16 protein-coding genes and 1 pseudogene are annotated in these 19,057 nt (G+C 61.6%); 11 read left to right on the top strand and 6 right to left on the bottom strand.

The genetic code is table 11. The features are described 5' to 3' along the window. Positions 1–403: 403 nt before the first annotated feature. From RB623_RS03815 to RB623_RS03805, 3 genes and pseudogenes are all read left to right on the top strand, one after another. A complete protein-coding gene (locus RB623_RS03815) occupies positions 404–1,759 on the top strand; it encodes a selenium-binding family protein (protein ID WP_308055419.1) in 1,356 nt (451 codons plus the stop codon). Continuing rightward, positions 1,756–1,986: pseudogene (locus RB623_RS03810) on the top strand (2Fe-2S iron-sulfur cluster-binding protein); the annotation flags it as partial. The gene RB623_RS03815 and the pseudogene RB623_RS03810, both read left to right, overlap by 4 nt. Positions 1,987–2,133: 147 nt before the next feature. Then, positions 2,134–2,583, top strand: coding sequence for a CoA-binding protein (locus RB623_RS03805; RefSeq protein WP_308055487.1), 450 nt, complete (start codon positions 2,134–2,136; stop codon positions 2,581–2,583). A gap of 21 nt (positions 2,584–2,604) precedes the next feature. Here RB623_RS03805 and RB623_RS03800 read toward each other — a convergent pair whose 3' ends face one another. After that, the gene (locus tag RB623_RS03800; RefSeq protein WP_308055418.1) at positions 2,605–3,822 is read right to left on the bottom strand and encodes an NAD(P)-binding domain-containing protein; all 1,218 of its coding nucleotides are present in this window, start codon (positions 3,820–3,822) and stop codon (positions 2,605–2,607) included. Positions 3,823–3,866: 44 nt separating this feature from the next. After that, entirely contained in the window at positions 3,867–4,550 is a 684-nt protein-coding gene (locus RB623_RS03795; protein WP_308055417.1) for an OsmC family protein, read from the bottom strand. 312 nt (positions 4,551–4,862) lie between these two features. On the opposite strand from RB623_RS03795, the gene map reads away from it, so the two are divergent. Both map and radC read left to right on the top strand, forming a co-directional pair. Further along, positions 4,863–5,690, top strand: a complete 828-nt coding sequence (gene map / locus RB623_RS03790; protein ID WP_308055416.1) for a type I methionyl aminopeptidase — start codon at positions 4,863–4,865, stop codon at positions 5,688–5,690. 159 nt (positions 5,691–5,849) lie between these two features. Beyond that, positions 5,850–6,602 (top strand): DNA repair protein RadC, encoded by a 753-nt coding sequence (gene radC, locus RB623_RS03785; protein WP_308055415.1) that lies wholly within the window; start codon positions 5,850–5,852, stop codon positions 6,600–6,602. 211 nt (positions 6,603–6,813) lie between these two features. On the opposite strand, the gene RB623_RS03780 is transcribed toward radC, so the two are convergent. Next, positions 6,814–10,173: a M10 family metallopeptidase C-terminal domain-containing protein gene (locus tag RB623_RS03780; protein ID WP_308055414.1), complete on the bottom strand. Its 3,360-nt coding sequence runs from the start codon at positions 10,171–10,173 to the stop codon at positions 6,814–6,816. Between the two features lie 618 nt (positions 10,174–10,791). Between RB623_RS03780 and RB623_RS03775 the strand changes: the two genes are divergently transcribed. Beyond that, positions 10,792–11,241, top strand: coding sequence for a hypothetical protein (locus RB623_RS03775; RefSeq protein WP_308055413.1), 450 nt, complete (start codon positions 10,792–10,794; stop codon positions 11,239–11,241). 512 nt (positions 11,242–11,753) lie between these two features. On the opposite strand, the gene RB623_RS03770 is transcribed toward RB623_RS03775, so the two are convergent. Beyond that, positions 11,754–12,575, bottom strand: a complete 822-nt coding sequence (locus RB623_RS03770) for an AraC family transcriptional regulator (RefSeq protein WP_308055412.1) — start codon at positions 12,573–12,575, stop codon at positions 11,754–11,756. A gap of 172 nt (positions 12,576–12,747) precedes the next feature. On the opposite strand from RB623_RS03770, the gene RB623_RS03765 reads away from it, so the two are divergent. From RB623_RS03765 to RB623_RS03755, 3 genes are all read left to right on the top strand, one after another. After that, positions 12,748–13,695 (top strand): phytanoyl-CoA dioxygenase family protein, encoded by a 948-nt coding sequence (locus tag RB623_RS03765; RefSeq protein ID WP_308055411.1) that lies wholly within the window; start codon positions 12,748–12,750, stop codon positions 13,693–13,695. 404 nt (positions 13,696–14,099) lie between these two features. After that, entirely contained in the window at positions 14,100–14,621 is a 522-nt protein-coding gene (locus RB623_RS03760; protein ID WP_374121628.1) for a MucR family transcriptional regulator, read from the top strand. Positions 14,622–14,855: 234 nt separating this feature from the next. After that, the gene (locus RB623_RS03755) at positions 14,856–15,551 is read left to right on the top strand and encodes a TerC family protein (RefSeq protein ID WP_308055485.1); all 696 of its coding nucleotides are present in this window, start codon (positions 14,856–14,858) and stop codon (positions 15,549–15,551) included. 93 nt (positions 15,552–15,644) lie between these two features. Here the strand turns inward: RB623_RS03755 and RB623_RS03750 are convergent, their stop codons facing one another. Together RB623_RS03750 and RB623_RS03745 are read right to left on the bottom strand one after the other, a co-directional pair. Next, the gene (locus tag RB623_RS03750) at positions 15,645–16,847 is read right to left on the bottom strand and encodes a cytochrome c peroxidase (RefSeq protein ID WP_308055410.1); all 1,203 of its coding nucleotides are present in this window, start codon (positions 16,845–16,847) and stop codon (positions 15,645–15,647) included. 14 nt (positions 16,848–16,861) lie between these two features. Then, a complete protein-coding gene (locus tag RB623_RS03745) occupies positions 16,862–17,305 on the bottom strand; it encodes a FixH family protein (protein ID WP_308055409.1) in 444 nt (147 codons plus the stop codon). 137 nt (positions 17,306–17,442) lie between these two features. Here RB623_RS03745 and RB623_RS03740 point away from each other — a divergent pair, with 137 nt between their 5' ends. Continuing rightward, positions 17,443–18,366, top strand: coding sequence for a sugar kinase (locus RB623_RS03740; RefSeq protein WP_308055484.1), 924 nt, complete (start codon positions 17,443–17,445; stop codon positions 18,364–18,366). Between the two features lie 381 nt (positions 18,367–18,747). Beyond that, entirely contained in the window at positions 18,748–19,053 is a 306-nt protein-coding gene (locus RB623_RS03735; protein ID WP_308055408.1) for a hypothetical protein, read from the top strand. Positions 19,054–19,057 lie beyond the last annotated feature (4 nt).

Genomic DNA, 19,057 nt, shown 5'->3' with positions numbered 1-19,057 from the left:
TGTAGCGCGGATGGCCAGTGAGTTTAGCTCCAGCCGCCGGGTTGGAACGCACGGATTTGACCCCAACGCGGACCTTGCGCGGATCGGGATGGAAGGTCTCGATTCGGTCAGATCAGGTCGACGCCTGCGGCTGCAGGGATTGTCCGCTTCTCAAAATCCGAGCCTCGAAGCTGCCAGTCCGCTTACGGGCCCCTTGGCACCGTCGATCCGCAATGCTTGTCGAAATCGGCCATCGGGTGGCTTGTGCCTTCGGCGAAAGGGAGACATCCTTTAGCTAAGTCACGAGATCGCGGATTCCAGCCAAACAAGTTGTTTCGCCTGCTACCCGAAGCGTTCAAGCGAAGCATATGGATGCATCCCGCTCGAGTGGACGGTGATTTGTTCAAAGAGTTGGAAGGTTCTCATGGCCGATCATTGCTGTGGACCCGGTTACGCTTCTCCTGCCGAAGCGATCAACGCACCTCGCGAGAAACTGCTCTACACGATCGCTATTTACACCGGTACTGGTATTCAGAAGCCCGACTATCTTTGCACCATAGACGCGGACCCCAAGAGCGCAACGTATAGCCAGGTGATTTCGCGGCTCGAGGTCCCGGGAATAGGTGATGAGCTGCACCACATGGGTTGGAACGCCTGCTCCTCCTGCCACGGCGACACAAGCATGGAGCGCAAGTATCTTATCGTGCCGGGTGTGCGTTCGTCGAACCTGCACATCGTGGACTGCGGAACCGATCCCCGTAACCCGACCCTCTACAAGGTGATCGACGGAGCCGAAATCAAAGCCAAGACCAACCTGTCGGCACCCCATACGGTGCACTGCCTCGGCTCAAGCATCATCATTTCCATGCTTGGCGACGCGCGCGGCAATGCACCAGGAGGATATCTCCACCTTAACAAGGACTTCGAGATTGTTGGCCGGTGGGAAAACTCCATGGGCAACATCAAGTTCGGTTATGATTTCTGGTATCAGCCCAGACACAATGTGATGGTGAGTTCGGAATGGGCTGCGCCGAACACGTTCATGCCGGGCTTCGACCTTGAGGAAGTGGGCCACCTGAAATATGGGCGCGAGATTCATCTATGGGATTTCGCGCAAAAGGAGCCGCGGCAAACCTTCTATCTTGGTGAGGACGGTTTGATCCCGCTGGAAGTGCGTTTTCATCACAACCCCGACAGCAGCCATGGCTTCGTCGGTGCGGCGCTATCCGCCAATATCATCCACTGGTGGAAGGACGCCGAGCGCGAATGGCAGTGGGAGAAGATCATCGACGTAGCAAACGAGCCGCATCCGGAGTGGCCGATCCCGATCCCGGGCGTGATCTCCGTCATCCTGATCAGTATGGACGATCGGTTTCTCTATCTCTGCAACTGGCTGCATGGCGATATTCGCCAGTACGACATTTCAGACCCACACCACGCCAGATTGACCGGGCAGGTATGGATGGGCGGTCTGCTCGGTCGTGCACCGGTGGTCAACGGCGTGAAGGTCACCGGCGGACCCCAGATGATCCAGCTCAGCCTCGACGGCAAGCGCCTCTACGTGACGACGTCGCTGTTCTCGACTTGGGACAACCAGTTCTATCCGGAAATCCGCACCAACGGCGGCTGTATGCTAATGGTCAATTGCGACACCAGCGAAGGGGGAATGGAAATCGATCCGCACTTCGTCGTCGATTTCGGCAAGGAACCGAATGGGCCTAGTCGCTGTCACGAGACCAGGTATCCCGGCGGCGACTGCACGAGCGATATCTTTATATGACCAGCTTCACCATCACGCTTGCAAATCGTGGCGGCGTGGCATTCGATGTCGATCGCCGGAAGCCGCTGCTGCAGAGCCTTCTCGATCACGGCGTCGACCTTCCCTACGGCTGCAAGTATGGCGGCTGCATAAGCTGCGCGGCCCGGTTGATCGCCGGGAAGGTCGACCAGAGAGCCCAGGTGGCGCTGAACAACCGCCAGATCAATGATGGCTATGTCATCCTTTGCGTGGCGCGTCCGATGAGCGACTGCACGCTGGAGGTCGGGGTCGAGAGCCACGGGAAGCTTTATCGCAACCCCTTCACGGATCCCCTCGCCTTGCACGAACTGAAGGCCGATATCGCGGTTCCCCTGAGAGAAATCGAAATGACCCATATGAACCACGACGATCCTTACCCCGAGGAATACCTCCAGGGCATTCTGAAATCGGTGAAGACTATCGCGATGGTCGGCGCCAGCCCCGATAAGACGAAGTTTTCTTACGGCGTTCTGCGCGTATTGCACGAAACCGGCTACGACATGATCCCGGTCAATCCCACACCGGACCTGCAGGAGATTCGCGGACTGAAGGTTTATCCGTCGCTGGCCGCGATCGACCAACCGGTCGACATGGTCGAGGTCTTTCGTCGCTCGGAAGATCTATACGCGGTGGCCAGGGAAGCCATAGAGATCAAGGCCAAGGTCCTGTGGAGCCAGATCGGGGTTCGCGATGACGCCGCGGCGCGGCTGGCGGAAGACGCCGGCCTGAAGGTCGTCATGAACCGCTGTCCTAAGATCGAGCTGTTCCGCCCTTTCTGGAAACCGAAGCTTCACCTCGGCATCTGATCGACGTGTCGCTGCCGACCGTCACTTTCGCCTGAGAAATGCGACGAGGTGATCGCTAAGGTCGCGTGCATCGTCGCCCGCGCCGTCGATCAGCGCCGACTTTCGCCGGCGAAGGAACTGCATCCCCATGAGGTACAGTCCCGCATGAGCGACAATGCCGCCGTCGTGCCGGATGTTGCCCTTGCGATCGAGGACCGCGACGTGCAGCCAGGAATAATCCGGCCGGTAACCCGTGGCCCAAAGAATCGTCTTGATCCTCCCGGAGCTAAGATCAATGTGGAGTGGCGGCTTGGCCTCGACCTGGGTGGGGTCCAGGCGGTGCGGTGCTTCCACTTGGCCATCGAATCCGTTCTCCGACGACCACTGATCGAACGTGTTCAGCAGCCGGTTCATCTTCAGGTCAGCCATCGCGCAACTGTTGTGCAGCGATCCTGAAAACTGCGCCTTCCCGTCGGAAATAGCGGCGATTCGGCCCACGAGCTTGACGCCGATCTCAGTCAACGCGTTGAGATCCAGCGTTCGCCGCTCCGGCGATCCGGCCAGTTGAAACGACGGCAGCCGGCGCGCGCGTTCGATGTCGTCCACCCGATCATAGCGTTGATCGTTCAGTCCGGTGACATCCATCCACCACTCGATATCCTTTCCCCGATAGACGCGTGGGGCCCTAACATGCTCCCCCACCACCAAGGTGACGGGCCTGCCGGAGCGGTGGATTTCGTCGGCAAGTTGCGTGCCTGTGGCGCTAGCGCCGACCACCATCACGGCCCCTTCGTCCAGTTGCCCAGAGTTCCGATAGTCTTTCGCCGTGACAGTCGCGACGCTTGGCGGAACCATGGCGGCGAGCGACGGGACGCGCGGCACGTTGCATGCGCCGGAAGCCAGCACGACCGTGCGGCAATTCCAAGCGCCTTTGTCCGTGGCTACTGCGAACCCTTGGTCCGTCGTGGAGACCGATTTGACGGTGGTACCGGTCTGCACGGGCGCGGAAATCACCCTGGCGTACCGGTCGAGAAAATCGATGACCTCCGGCATCGTGCGATAGCCGTCGGGCTCACCACCGTCGTAGTCGTAGCCCGGCAGGCGGCTTTGCCAGTTCGGCGTCAACAGGCGCAGCGAATCCCAACGCTCTGTGCGCCAGGAGTTCGCGACCTCCCCGCGCTCCAGCACGACATGATCGACCGATCGTTCGGCAAGGCACCGGCTCATCGCGAGGCCGGCGTGGCCGGCCCCGATGACCACCGTGTCTATGGTTCTATTGTTGCCCACCCCGCCGGGCAGATAGTCTAGCTGTTCACGTTGACGAACACATTGGTCGGGTTGGTGACGATGTCGAAAACGGCCGAGCGCTTCTGCGACTGGGCGACCAGAGCCTTGATGTCGTCCTCGCTGGCGTCGGCATCGATCTTGAAATCGACCTTGATGCCGTCAAACCCGTTGCGGACGTCCTTGTCGATGCCGAGGATGCCTTGAATGTTCATCCCCCCTTCGAGCGTAGCCTTCACCGACCGCAGCTGGATACCTCTGTTTTGGGCAACGGCCGCCACGCCGGCCGTCAGACAGCTCGCAAGACCCACAAGCACCATTTCCACAGGCGTGGCGCCATTGTCCTCGGATGCAAAGACCTCCGGGTGATCGGCATCGAAGCTGAAGGTTTTCCTGTGCTTCTGCTCTTCCCCAAGGCCGAAGAAACTCTCCACCGTGGAATGGCTGTGCGTGCCGTTTTTCCATTCGCACATCGCCCGCCATTTGAAATTCGCAGCCTCCGGCGCGTTCGTCAGCGCCTCCCTGGCTGAAAGCAAGGCGGCAACATTGACGCCATTATCGACCTGAACGTCGGAAGCCATAGTCATCCTCCTTGCACTGGGCCTGATGGGTGAATCGCCGGCCGGGATCTGGCGATCCGATCGGAGCTTTGCATCGTACGGATGACGGAAGACTTCTTCAAGATAATTCCACCTTTCCAGCAAGCAAAGCGCTTCGTTTTCTACGCGCGTAAAGATATGGCGTCACTCCACTGGCAAGTCCTTCTGAAAGCGCTGCCCCCCGATGACTGTGTCGATTCAAGGTTCGCTTCTGAGCGTCGGTCCCGCGTTCCACTGTTTGTCCACCTGTCACTGATGGACGGCTCTGCGGTGCAGAATCGCCACTCCAGATGGCTGGAGTTCGGGCGCAGGCGGATCTGTTGTCGACGCACCTAGGTTGCGGTTTGCCCTTGAAGCTTCGGCGTTCAGATGTCACATGAGGCATTCGCGCCCCCAACCTGTTGTCCGCCAAAACCCATGGTCACGTATCTAGACGCCGATGCCGCGCCGGCCCGCAACACCGGGCAGATAAAACTCTATGGCGAGGAAGCGTTCGCCGGCATGCGCAAAGCTTGCGCGCTCACCGCGCGCTGCCTCGACGAACTCGCAGGCATGATAAAACCCGGCGTCACCACCGAGGCGATTGACCGCTTCGTCTTCGAATACGGCATGGACAATGGCGCGCTCCCCGCCACGCTGAACTACCGCGGCTACACGAAATCCTCCTGCACCTCGATCAACCATGTGGTCTGCCACGGCATCCCGGACGCAAAGCCGCTGCGCGACGGTGACATCGTCAACATCGACGTCACCTACATACTCGACGGCTGGCATGGCGATTCCAGCCGCATGTATCCGGTCGGCACCATCAAGCGTGCCGCCGAACGGCTGCTGGAGGTCACCCACGAATGCCTCATGCGCGGCGTCGCCGCGGTGCGCCCCGGCGCGCGCACCGGCGCCATCGGTGCGGCGATCCAGAGTTATGCCGAGAGCGAGCGCTGCTCGGTGGTGCGCGATTTCTGCGGCCACGGCGTCGGCCGCCTGTTCCACGACGCGCCCAACATCCTGCACTACGGCAGCGCACATGAGGGCGTCGAGATGCGGCCCGGCATGATCTTCACGATCGAGCCGATGATCAATCTTGGCCGCCCACATGTCAAAGTCCTGTCTGACGGCTGGACCGCGGTCACCCGTGACCGTTCGCTGTCGGCGCAATACGAGCACACGGTCGGCGTCACTGCCACCGGCTGCGAGATCTTTACGCTGTCGCCGGTGAATCTCGACCGTCCCGGCCTGCCCGCCTGAGGCAGCCGCCGCCGAGCGCCAGCGTCTCCGCAGCGGCCGCCGCGCGACCAGCGTATCCCGAAATTCTCCCGTTTCCACATCGGAACGGCTTGGGCTAGATTGGTTGGATCGCGACGACGGTGCCCCGGGGAGCGTCGGTCGGGATCGGTCGGGGGCTGCATGGCGGCGGACGAAACGGACGAGCGCGGATTCTTCGACGAGCAGCCGCTGGCGCTGAAGCACGGCCGCCAGCCCGCGCGAAAATCTTCCCACACTGGTCACCGCGAACGGCTGCGCCAGCGTTTTCGCGAGGCAGGCGCCGGTGCGCTGGCCGACTACGAGTTGCTTGAATTGCTGCTCTTCCGCTCGATCCCGCGCGCCGACACGAAGGCGCGCGCCAAGGCGCTGCTGAAACGTTTTGGCTCGCTTGCCGAGGTTTTGGGCGCGCCGGAACACCTGCTACGCGAGGTGGACGACATCGGCGAAGGCGCGGCGCTGGACCTGAAGATCGTGGCGGCGGCGGCCCAGCGCATGATGCGAAGCGAGATCAAGGGCCGCGAGGTCTTGTCGTCCTGGACACAGGTGATCGACTATTGCCGCGCCTCAATGGCCTTCGAGGACCGCGAGCAGTTCCGCATCCTTTTCCTCGACAAAAAGAATGCGCTTATCGCCGACGAGGTGCAGCAGACCGGCACGGTCGACCACACACCGGTATACCCGCGCGAAATCGTCCGCCGCGCACTGGAACTCTCGGCCACGGCCGTCATCCTCGTGCACAACCACCCATCCGGCGATCCGACGCCGTCACGCGCCGACATCGACATGACGAAAACCATCGTCGCCTCGGCAAAACCGCTGGGCATAGCGGTGCATGACCACATCATCATCGGCAAGAAGGGCCATGCCAGCATGAAAGGTCTGCTGCTGATCTAGTTCTGCAATTGCGCATTTTGTCATGAGGCGATTCCCGGCCTGCGTGCGCGAAGGCCGGGAACCCATAACTCATTGTCGCAAGTGCGTTATCCGCCCCCACGCCCTTCACTCGTTTGGCAAATCCGAGCTGGAACTGTTCGGCGCAACAGCCAGTAAACGCGGCGGCGGGAGGGCCGTGCAAACCACCAGCCCTCCCCTGGAACCGCTTTCCCTATACCACCACGAAATCGGCTGCCGTCAGACCCGGCGCGCCAGTAAGGTTGGCGATCTTGATATTGCCGAACGCAGCGCCCGACCCGTCGGCATCGTAGTAGAGATTGCCGGTGGCCGAGTTGTAGATGATGCGGTCGTCGGCGTCCTTCGCCCCATCGGCGGTGTCCTTGAACGCCGCCGCTGCAAGATTGCCCAGCGAGGACAGCGCGGTGTAGATCGCGTCGTCCAGCCAGATCGAGTCGTCCGCCGCGATGAAGTCGAGAATCCTGTCGACATTGCCCGGATCCACCGGCGCGGTGTCGAACAGGAAGGCATCCAATCCCGTGCCGCCCTGCAAACTATCCCTACCAAGGCCTCCGGCCAGCGTGTCGTTGCCGCCATTGCCTTTGATGGCGTCATTGCCGGCGCCGCCGACGATGATGTTGCGGGCGTCGTTGCCGTGCAGGACGTCGTTAAAGCCCGAGCCGGACAGGTACTCGATCGAAATATAGGTGTCGCCGGCCGCATCGCCCTTGTTGATCGCCGCGTTGGCCAGGCTCGCGGTCACGCCGGCCAGTGACCCCGCATAGGACGCGGTGTCGGCACCGCTGCCGCCATTCAGCACGTCAGCGCCGCCACGGCCGAGCAGAATGTCCCTGCCATTGCCGCCGAACAGCGTGTCGTTGCCGGCCGACCCGACATTGGGCATGCCGACATCGGCGGGCGCCACCGAGACGTTAAGCTCGTAGGTCGAGCCCACCGGTACGGTCGGCGAAAAACCGCTCGGCGAAGCCCCGTCGACCCAGGCGCCAACCTGGACATAGTAGGTGCCGTCCTGCGTGACCGTATAGGTCAGCCCCGAATCGCGCCCCGAGCTAGAACCCGGATCGCCGCCATTGTCGTCGTTGTTGGCGACAAGCACGCCGCCGGCCCCGTTGTCGCGGATCAGAAGGATCCAACTGTCGTGCACGTCGGGATCGGCGATATGGTCGATGTCGACCGACAGCGTCGCGCCCTTGGTCAGCGTCAGCTTGTAGAAGCCCGACTGCCCATTGCCGGTGGCGTTCACCGTGGTGTGCGGCACCGTGTCGGAATCGAAGATGTCGGGATCGGCTTTCGTGGTGAAGTTGCTGGTAATGTCAAAGGCGGCAGCCAGCGAGTTGTTCTTCGCTTTGCCGTCGAGCGTGGCGTAGCCGCTGCCCAAGCCGATGCCTGTGGGCGGAATCGGAATGAAGTCGCCGTCGAGCACGTCGTCGCCGTCGCCACCGACCAGCGTATCATTGCCGCCCTGGCCAACCAGGCTGTTGGCGCCGGCGTCGCCGGTCAGCTTGTCGTCGAAGGCAGAGCCGGCAAAACCCTCGATCGACACCAGCGTGTCCTCACCAGGCTGGGTGAGGTCGGCGACGACGCCGGCGGTGCTGTCGTAGAAGGCCACCATGTCCATACCCGCGCCGCCGTCGAGCAGGTCCTTGCCGCCGCCACCGGAGAGCGAATCGTTGCCGCCGGCGCCACGGATGATGTTGACCCCGGCATCGCCGGTCAGCACGTCGGCGAATTTGGAACCTGTCAGGTTCTCGATCGAGACGAGGATGTCGCCCTGGACGCCCTTGACGGTGTTGCCCTCGGCGTCGCCGCCGCTGGCCACGCCGGTGTCGAGGTTGACGGTGACGCCCGAGATCGCCTTGGAGTCCGCGCCAAGCGTATAGTCGGCCGTATCCCGGCCGGCGCCGCCGTGGATATAGTCCTGGCCGGCGCCGCCGATGATGCGGTCGTTGCCGGCGTCGCCATGCAGCACGTCGCCGTCACGCGCGCCGTCCAGCACGTCGTTGCCATCGCCGCCGTTGAACACATCGCCGCCGCCGAGGCCGCGGAAATGATTGGCGTCCTTGGTGCCGATGAAGCGGTCGATGCGGTCATCCGAGCCGATCAGGTTCTCGATGCTGTAGAACGTATCGCCGGAGGCAGTGCCACCGCTGGCGATGTTGAGTTCGAGATTGACCAGCAACTGGAACGGGCTCTCGCGGCTGAAATCGACCGTGTCGACGCCAGCGCCGCCCTTGAAGACGTCGACGCCGGCCATGCCACGCAATGTGTCATTGCCTTCGCCGCCATCGAGGATGTCATTACCGGCGCCGGCATCGATCGTGTCGTTGCCTTCCTCGCCGTAGAGCCGGTCGTTGCCGTCCTTGCTCTCGGGGCCGGTAACGGGAGGCAGCGTGTTGTTGCGGTCGCGGCTGTCCAGCGTGTCGAGGCCGCCGACGATGTAGTCGTTGCCGGTGCCGCCGTAAATCACGTCGGCCTGATTGCCGCCATTGATCTTGTCGTCACCGCCGTTTCCGGCGATCTTGTCGGCACCGTCGCCGCCGAAAAGAGAATTGTTGCCATCATTGCCGATGATGATGTCGGCGAAGGCACTGCCAAGGCCCCTCTCGATGTAATATTCGGTCGCGTCGGCGTTGTGGCCGTCGAAGATGGCGACGTTATATTCGTGACCGTTGACGCTCGACCAGCGCCCTGCCCTGAGATCGAGCAGCGTGCCGGCGGTGGAACCGGAGAAATCGATCGTGTCGGTGCCGCCGGTATCGTGGATGACGAAACCGATATCGTGTCCCGGTCCATCCTTGGTCAGCTCGTAGCCGAGCTTGTTGCTGCCGAAACCGTAGCGGTCGTCGCCGGTATTGAGCTGAATGTCCTGGTAGGTCCTGACTCCTTCTTCGTCGACGGTGGCGAAGAAGCGGCGGATGACCGCTTCGATGTCGCCGACCGATGGGGTGGTCGAGGTCCAGCGGGTGGTGCCGCCGACGTCGATGCCGTCGAAGTATGACATGATGCTGTAGCGCTGCTGATCGTAGACCCAGGTTGCGCCGTTCAGATAGTTGATCTGGTCGCCGCCTGGACCACCGTAATTGTAGACGCCCGGATGGTTCAGACCCCATTCGTGGCCGAATTCGTGGACGAAGGTGTTGAAGAGATAGCCGCCCGGTTCGCTGGTGTTCGGCTCGGTGTCGTGGAAGCGCTGGCCGACGCTGACATAGCGGCCGGCCGAATAGGCGCTGCCGTCATCCTCCTCGCCCAATTCCGGGCTCACAACTTCAAGATAGTCGACATCCGGATCGAAAGGCCGATCGTCGACGATCTCGAATTGCAGCGGTGTCGTCGCCGACCACTGCTGCAGGGCGCCGATCGCGGCCGCCTTGTAGTCCGGATGGTTGTTCAGCTCGTAGAGGTTGACCTTGAGCGGCCCCGCCGCGAGCTCAGGTGTCAGCGGCCGGTTCAGCGCGCCGAGATAGTCAAGAAACGCCTCGTAGTCAGTGCTCTTGCCGTATGGATTGTCCGGGGTCTGGTCGATGTTCATCCATTCGAGATTTTGTACAGGCATCGGGGTGTCCCATCCTTTTTGGTTGGACTTTTCTTAGACCACACCGAAGCCCAGCACCCCATCGGAGTGGCGTGATTCAACCTCCGCGATACGGAAGTCGAACATCCCTCCGACCAAACGCTACAGATGATCGCTATGCATGACAAGCAAATTAGCTATGCGATTCGAGGTTGACTGGGCAAGTCGCCGGAAGAAACAAACCTTAAAAAACAAATATATATGCCGGAATCATCATCTTCCGGAAATCGACCTGCGTTCATGCCCACTGGTTACGCTGCGGAAGGTTTTCAGCCGGCAGACGCTGTCGGGCGCCAACTCTGCCTCTGGAAGAACGGTGCCTTCGCCGGGCGGGATGGGACAACCGCCGGTCGCCAGCCGCAAGAGGCAATCTCGCCGACAAATCTCGCGGTGTGAAGGATGGCATCGTCGTCGCCGCTAGCGGGACCCGTGAACTGGCTCGCGTCGACCCGTGCGCGCCATGCCGGTGATCACAAGCTCTTACGTCATGCCGTATTGTTTGTTCACCGCACGGCCTCCAAAGGTGCGTCGAAGGTTTCCCTCGGACTTTCGATGCACTAGCTTGCAAATCCTATTCGTTTCGACGCAGCAGGGGCAGAGTTGGATCGTCTCCCGCAGGATGTCTTGTGCGATCCCCCGAAAGCGGATCGGGGCAAGTGCCGCATCTTATCCACATCGATTTCCCGGCGGTTGCCGATCGCGGCCATCGGCATGGCTGCGTCGATGGCCGCCTGCATGGCGGCTTCCGGTTGCGCGCGGAACTATGACGGAACGATCGTCCCCTCTTACACGGCAAAGATGGTTTCCGACGGTGGCTTAGGCCGCATGGAATACCGCAAAACAGATCTGCTGCCGCCGAGCCGGCTCCACGACTTTCCTTCCGCCCCGCCCCCACCGGCAAGCGAGGAACCTAGGCCGGAATTCGTGCGCGCGCCGCCGCGCCGCGGGCCCGGCCGTCTGATTCCCAAGGTCCCTGCCGAGTTGCCACGCAATATCCAATGCCGCAACGAGCAGGGTGAAGGCGGCCGCGTTCGGGTGGTCTGCCTGTAGCGCGCTGGATCTGGTCATTCCTAGAGCAATGTCCGGTCAGATTGAACCATTCTGCCGGCGATGGTTTGAGCCAAGGTCGAGGGCTTCGTGGAATGGCCGTACCGGCGGTACGATCGAGACGAAGCCCGAAGGGTCCGAAGGACGCCCAAACCAGCCCGGCCCTTCGGGTTTTCGTTTGGCGGGCGCCCGGTGCGTCGGCTTGCTCGGCCGATGGAACCCCATCGACCTTCGCGCAGGGCGAGCCACGCGTCTCGCCCGCCCTTCTGGCCCTGCCGAATCGCCTCGCCAAACGAGAAACAGAATGATTCATTCTGGTCGGACATCGCTCTGGCCGGCGGCCTTCACGCCGTTGTCACGCACTGTTTTTATAAGAAGACCGTTCGCGGCCTGACCATGGATGTACCGGCAGGAAACGAATGTCAGGAAAGGTCGGGTTTCCCGGCCTTTTTTGTGTTTGCCGCCTTCTTGCCCGCCGCCTCCATCGGCCCGTCGACGGCTGAGAATGTCGTTGCTCAGACCGCTGGCCGTCCGGAGGCAAATCTCTGCCGGTATGCCCGCGGGGTAACCTGTTTCTGCGTTAGAAACTGCCGGTTGAAGTTGGCGAGCGTCCGGTAGCCGACCGCGTCCGCAATATACGCGATCGGCCTTTCGGTCGCCGAAAGCATCGCGCATGCTTCGCCGATCCGCATGCGGATGACATATTCCGACACGGCCATGCCCATATGTCGGCGGAACAGCCGATGCAGACCCGATGGGCTCAGGGCGGCGACGTCGGCCAGTGCTTCGATAGACCATCTTTCAGCATAGTTCATGTGGATGTGGTCGAGCACGCGGTCGATCCGTCGCCGGTCCGGGTCCGGCGACGGCACCAGCGCGCGGCTGGCCAGCGGCACGGCGCGTTCATCCTTCGATACTGCATTCAGTACCTGGAACAGCAGCAGAAGGCGTTCGTCCTTCGACGCGACGAACAGCTTTTCGACCAGCGGCCGCACGCCGTCCGACACGCCGGGCGAAAAGGCGAGGCCCGCGGCGGCGCGGCCGAGCATTGCGCGAATGCCCGCCAACTCTACGAAGGACGCGCTCAGCGCCTCGGCCCAGGCGGGAAGAAACCACATGACCAGTGCGACGTGCGGCCGCCTGTCATCCAGTTTCGTGCTGGAGCGCCAGGTGTGCGGCAGGTTAGGGCCGACCAGAACCAGGTCGCCATCGTCATAAGCGCCGATATGGTCGCCTATGAAACGCTCGCCGCGCGAGTTGAGCGTCAGCGTCAGTTCGTATTCCGGATGGTGGTGCCACTGGAACGGAATCTCGTCGTCGAGACGGCGATACAGCATCGCCCAGGAGGCGCCCGGTTCCGGTCGAAGACGTTCGAGAAATGGCTTCATCGCGCAAAAGGAACGTAGTGGAGGCCATGATAGTATCAGAACTGGCGGCGTCGCTACAACATCGGCCGGGATGGAGAATTACATTCGGGTTTCGTCACAAGATGCTTTTTGGGAGAGAGAAGTGACTCACGAGACCGATCTCACGCTGGACAGCCATCCCACGTCAAAGAAACTCACCACCCAGCTCAACGACATTCACAAAAAACTGCCGCTGCGTGCGCTCAGCGAGGACGACTGGCAGCACTGGGTCGGCAAGGGATATGTGATCGTCCGCAACGCGGTCCCCGCCGAGAACGTCAAGCGCCTCGTCGACCTCTTGTGGGAATTCGACGAGAAGGATCCGAACGACCCGTCGACCTGGTACGCGCCGCAGCGCCGCGATCATGCCATGAAGGAACTCAACGGAGCCGGCATGGTGGAAATCTACAATCACCAGTATCTGTGGGATAACCGCCAGGTCCGGCGCGTCTACGACGCCTTCGTCGACATCTGGGATCGCGAAGACCTTTGGGTCGCCATCGACCGCGCCAACCTCAACCCGCCGAAGAAGATCCCCGGAAATCCGAACGGCTTCATCCACTGGGATAGCGATACCTCGCAGCGCCCGCTGCCCATCGGCGTGCAGGGCGTGCTTTCGCTGGTCAGGCAGGATGGCGACATCGGCGGTTTCCAATGCATCCCCGAGCTCTTCTACGATTTCGAAACCTGGGTGAAGACGCAGCCGGCCGACCGCGACCCGCATCATCCAGACCTCACCGGGCTCAATATCACCAACATAGAAATGAACGCCGGCGACCTTCTGATCTTCAACACGCTGCTGGCGCACGGCGTGCGGCCGAACCACTCGAAGGACCGCGTACGCATGGCGCAGTACATCTCGATGTTCCCGGCCAACGAGGACGACGACAAGGAACGGCAGGCCCGCATCCGTTCCTGGCGCGAGCGCGAAGCGCCGAAGCGCGCCGCCTTTCCGGGCGACCCGCGCGACTGGGAAAGAAAGAACGCTACGACCGCCGTGCTTAGCGAACTGGGGAAAAAACTGCTCGGATTGACGCGTTGGAGCCCTTGAGCGCCGCAGGCTTCTCGCGGCCTGAACCGGCGGCCGCACAGTCACACTGACGTTCGGCTAGCCCGTCAACACAGTCCCCGATCCGCGATCAATCACCCAGACTCGCATCCGCCGTCCGGCCGTTGCTTTTGCGTCCGTTCCGAGCATCCCGCCTTTAATTTCCGGCCTGCTGGCCGGAAATGAAATAGTATGAAGCGCGTATAGACCAGAAGAGTGTGTCGCCAAGATCTAGATCAGCCCTCGTGAGCTTGACTTATCTTGAATCGACTCAAAGAATGAGAATGTATGAGGACGACGCATTTTTGATTCTTATCTCTTTGGAACCGCCGCCGCTGGCCAACTTTCATCAGCGCGCCGGTCGATTCGAAAGACGAACCGTGCTAACGCGCCGTTGAAAATTAGTCTTGATTCGCCTGAATTTTGAGACCACGACATTCCGATATTCCGGAGAGAGAGAGAACGTGGACGACGAACATACCACAAGGCTGGAGCTGACAGCGTCGATCGTGTCGGCTTATGTATCGAAGAATAGCGTGCCGATGGCAAATCTTGCCGAGTTGGTCGCCAGCGTGCATGCCTCCCTGGAGAAGCTCGCAGGCAAGGCGGAGCCGGAGTCCGTGCCGCTGGTACCGGCTGTACCGGTCAAGAAATCGATCACCCCCGAATATCTGATCTCGCTTGAGGACGGCCGAAAGTTCAAGTCTTTGAAGCGCCACCTCAGTGCCCAGTATGGCATGAGCCCGGAACAATATCGTTCCAAGTGGGGTCTCCCTTCCGACTATCCGATGGTCGCCCCCAATTATGCCGCCACACGCTCCGCGCTCGCCAAGACGATGGGGCTGGGGCGCAAGGGACAGGAAGAGGAAGCAGCTTTGCCGGCGGCGCCGCGCCGCAAGCGAACGGCCAAGGCCAAGGCCAAGGAATAGTTCCGGTCGGTTCCGGACGCCGGGCTGCTCCCGGCGTCTGCTCCAGCGGCATTGCCGCCAGTCTACCGACGGAGAGAACGCCATTGCGCCACATCGGCGATGCCGGCGCGCCGTCGTGGGCAGTGATTTGGTGTGCCCCAATTTCGGTTCCGGAGTGCCGCTGCGGCTTGACGCGACGGTGCATGGCCGATAGGCGGACACCGCGACGTGGCGTTTTACGAGGTTATCCATTCGATGGAAATTTTCACGGCGGCTGGCTTCTCCGCATTGTTGCAGGTCATCGCGATCGACCTGGTGCTCGCGGGCGACAACGCAATCGTCATCGGTCTGGCCGCCGCCGGCCTGCCCGCAGACCAGCGCAAAAAGGCAATTCTGGTCGGCATCGGCGCTGCCACTGTGTTGCGTATCTTCTTTGCGCTGGTCACCCAGCAGCTCCTCCAGATCGGGCCGATCCTGCTCATCGGTGGCGGCATCCTTCTGCTCTACGTCTGCTGGAAAATGTGGCGCGAACTCAGCACCACGCACGAGGAAGAAGAGGAGGCAACCGAGGCGCTCTCCGACAAGGATCACAACAAGAGCGGAGCGGTCGCCGATAAAGCCAAACGCAAGACCTTTGCGCAGGCCGCCTGGCAGATCGTCATAGCCGACGTTTCCATGTCGCTCGACAACGTGCTGGCCGTCGCCGGCGCCGCGATGGACCACCCGACCGTTCTGATCATCGGGCTCGCCCTCTCGATCGCACTGATGGGTTTTGCCGCTTCGTTTATCGCGCGCCTGCTCCACCGCTTCCGTTGGATCGCTTATGTCGGCTTGCTGGTCATCCTTTACGTGGCGATCGAGATGACGTTGAAAGGCGCATACGGCCAGTGGCCGGAGCAGCTCTCGGTCCTCGGCACCTGGTTCGGACCTCCGGGGGCCGTCGGCCACTAGGATCGTCGAGATTCGGACGGCGCGGGCCAGACCCGAATAGCTAATCTTATCAATGACATCCTTGATGCCCTGTTCAAGGGCATCAGCACAAAATCACTCCGCCAGCGTTCGAAGAAAAGCCACCAGCGCTGTCTTTTCCCGGTCCGAAAGCCGCAGAGGCTGGAGTTCCGAGGTGCCGTTGGGAGAAGGCGGCGCTGCGGCATAGTGATCGACCACCTCCTCCAGCGTGTCGAACTGTCCGGCGTGCATGAAAGGTCGGCGCGTGGCGACGCCGCGCAGCGACGGAGCCTTGAACGCCCGGCGCAATTCCGGGCTTGTCGTCACCATGTGGCGAAGCTCGCCGCAGGCTGCTTCGTCGCCGTCGCGGAACCGGCCGAGGCAATTGAACGGATCGTCGGCAACCAGACCAACACCCTCCTCCCGGCCAAAATCAGGCGATTTTTCAACGGCTTGCGGTACGCCGGTGTTGTGAAAATGCTCGTCGGTCAAACGCGGGCCGTTGTGGCAGGTCGAGCAGCGCGCCTTGCCGATGAACAGTTTTAGTCCAAGCTTCTCCTCCTCGGTGAAGACCTCATCGGGCTGCGGCTCGCGACCGGCGGCGAGCACAGCGGCAAACCGGTCGAAGCGCGTCGGCTGATGCACGATCGTACGCTCGAAAGCGGCCAACGCCTTGCCGAGATTGGCAAAAACCACGTCGATGTCATAACGCTGATCCCCGCTCATCGCCACCCAGGCGGCCTGCTCCACCGGCGTCCCGAACGGACCGGCCGAGGTAGGCAAGCCGGAAAGGTTTGGCAGCGGCCCAAAGATGCGTTCGTAACGGCCCTTGAACTCACGCTCGATCAGATGCGCGTAAGCCGTTCTTGTTCCTGCATGTTCCTGCAAATCCTCCAACGGCGCCAGCGCCTGCGCCCAAAGACTGTCGCGCCGCCCATCCCAGAAGAACCAGGCGCCATGCGCGACGCCCGCCAGCGGCATGGTGCGCCGGCGCGTCTCGCCTGCGGCGATGCCGAACGGCCGATCGTCCTGGAATTGCCGGTCGATCATGTGGCAGGTAGAACAGGCTACGTTGCCGTCGCGCGACAGCCGCTGTTCGAAGAACAGGGTCGCCCCGAAAGCGGCCGGGCCGGGCAGGTCGGCATATTTGTTGGTCGGATCGGGTGGCAGTGGCGGCAACGCCGAAAGCGACAATGAGGCAATCGTCGCCTTTTCGGCATCCGAGAAATTCTGGTCGCCGCAGCCCGCCAAGCCAAGCGCTGCTCCCAAAAAGGACAGCCAAAGCAGACGGGAAAACATGGATTTTCAAAACCTTAGAGGACGACGTTGAACGTCGCCTCGTCCGAGCCAAAGTCCGCCGTCGAGATCACGAGCTTGAGTACCCAGACACCGGGCATGGTAAATTTCAAGCCCTCGATACGATAGTGTCCCTCGCCGAGGTCAGTGCTGACGGTCGGCTTGGTGGGCAGTCCATGATTGTGGTCGGGCATGCCGCCGTCGAGTGAAATCAAGGCGTTGCGCACCGGATGGCCATTGGGGAGCCGCAACGTCAGCATCCAAGAACTGAGCGGCCCAACCTTCGGCTCGCCGCCTTCGGGGGCGATCGAAGCCACGAACAGTTTGTTTTCAGTGGATTTTGCGCGGGTGACGTCGGGGGCATCGTGGCGCGGGGCGGTCAGATAGATCTGGGCGAAACAGAACAAGGCGACCAGCGCCAGGACCGGGATGACGATGATTCCCCAGGATTTTTTGTGCATGAAGGTTTTCCGGAGCGGTTGCGGCGGTGAATTTAGGACTTTGCGGGCAAAACGGGAAGCCGCCGCATGAGGCAGGTTGCCCGTTGCGCCGGCAGGTGGCAAAAGGTTTTCAATTTCAGCATCTTGGGAGCTTCCAGGTGGCGCGCGGAATAGCATCGGTCGGCGAGTGCATGCTGGAGCTTTCCGGCCAGGGCGGCGAATCCTGGCGTATGGGCTACGCCGGGGACACTTTCAACACGCTGTGGACGCTTCGGGCGTTAACGGAGCCCGATCGGGCCGCCGACTATGTGTCGGCATTCGGCGACGATCCCTTTTCGATCAAACAGATAGCGTTCTTTTCTGAGAACGGAATTGGTATAGCGGCGAGCCCAAGGATCCCCGGGGCAAGGCCGGGACTTTATGCGATCACCCTGACCGGGGCGGAACGGTCTTTCACCTACTGGCGCTCGGACGCGGCCGCGCGGCAACTCGCCAGCGACCCCGCCGCACTGGCAAAAAGCCTTGAAAACCAGTCACTTGTTTACTTTTCCGGAATTACCTTGGCAATTCTTTCACCGGAGGCGCGGAAGGTCTTGCTGAACGCTGTCGCCGGGGCGCGGGCGCAAAAGACGCTAGTGGCCTTCGACCCGAATTTTCGTCCCCGCCTTTGGCCGGATGCGGAGACGGCGAAAGCCGCCTTCGAGGCTGCTCTTGCGACCACCGACATCGCCCTGCCGACGTTCCCCGACGAGCAGGCGCTGTTCGGCGATGCCGCACCCCACGACACCGCCAAGCGATTGAAAAAGCTTGGTGTTTCCGAGATCGTCGTGAAGAATGGCGAGGCCGAGGCGCTGATTGCCCACGGCGATCTTTTGACCCCCTCGCCCGCCACGGCGGTAGCAAAACCGGTCGACACGACCGGTGCCGGCGACAGTTTCAACGGGGGATATCTTGCCGCTCGGCTGGTGGGCGACTCGCCAGTGGAGGCGGCCGTCCGTGCGCACCGGGTCGCCGGCGCGGTGATCCAGGTGCGCGGCGCGCTGGCGCCGTTCGAGACGCTGCGCGCGGTGTTTAACGGATAGCGACAAGCTATTGTTTTATGTACCATATTGAAGAGTTTGTAATGGTGCGAGGAACTCGCTCCGACACCGACTCAAAACTTCCGTGAAGTCCGGAAGATCACGCAGTTTCAAAGGCTTGTCGGAAACGCACCGGCAAAACCGCGCGACGGGCTTCATTTTGGCCCTGTTTTTGCGGCCGCGCGCTTGTTTTGTTGGCGTTTCGCCATTGCCGCGAGGGTGATTTTCTTTCCGTTGCCGGCTTTCACCCCCGCCGGAAGCGGAACTCGGTGACGTGCCGACAGATTTCGCCGGGCAAACCCGTGCCGGCCAAAAATTGACGCGGATGGCGTCCAGGCCACGGCTTCCTACATTCGTGCCGGTGCAAACTGTGGGCATGTTCCGATGCATTGGTCCATCAAATTTTCGCTCGGGGTCTTGCTGCTGGCCAGCGTTGCATTGGTGCTGCAGGCTGTCTACCGGACCCACAACCTCGGGCCTGCCGTGAAGACAACTTATCCGAATGGCGAAATCGTCTCAGCAGTGTCTGGACGCGGCACGCAGTTTGTCATCAAACTGAATGATACAGACGAAACCTTAGTGGTCCGCGACACGGTCCTGCTGCCGCTTCCGGCCGGTACGAACGTCCCGCTGGAACGGCGAGAGTTTGCGGATGGGACAGTCCGGTACAAGATCATTCGCAATCGATAGTCGC

The organism is Mesorhizobium sp. LHD-90 (assembly GCF_030929505.1).
Lineage (GTDB): Bacteria > Pseudomonadota > Alphaproteobacteria > Rhizobiales > Rhizobiaceae > Kumtagia.
Note: the sequence above shows the minus strand (reverse complement) of the source record. Positions and strands in the feature narration are given on the sequence as shown.